The sequence below is a fragment of the Pseudoalteromonas sp. SR41-4 genome, assembly GCF_014163985.1.
GTDB lineage: Bacteria > Pseudomonadota > Gammaproteobacteria > Enterobacterales > Alteromonadaceae > Pseudoalteromonas > Pseudoalteromonas rhizosphaerae.
This window is the reverse complement of record NZ_JACJEI010000094.1, coordinates 1-316: the sequence shown is the minus strand read 5'-3', so window position 1 is coordinate 316 and position 316 is coordinate 1. Positions and strand designations below refer to the sequence as shown.

Sequence of the window (316 nt, the reverse complement as noted above, 5' to 3'; positions counted from 1 at the left end):
AATTTAGCGAGCTTAAGGGCATCACGTTTATCGGTTTTAATCTTCTCGCCTGGTTTTTTAGGAATAAGAGACGGGGCAACCACATAACAGCAATGGCCAAGGCTTGTGATTAATCTGTAAATCCACAAATTTATAGGGAATAAATTTGAACCGCGTAGCGGGCTTTAGTGAGTATCAGGGACGATACGAATAATAACCACAAGGGCCTGCTTCATAAACAAAGTGTAGCGTTGCGCCAGGGTATTTAGATTCAAACTGACGAACAAGCTTTTGAACGGCAATTTTGGAAGACGAAACTCGACCAAGGTGAACAGGT

General features: G+C 42.4%; 1 pseudogene. It reads right to left on the bottom strand.

The features are described 5' to 3' along the window. Positions 1–316, bottom strand: a pseudogene (locus H5180_RS23370) (hypothetical protein); the annotation flags it as partial.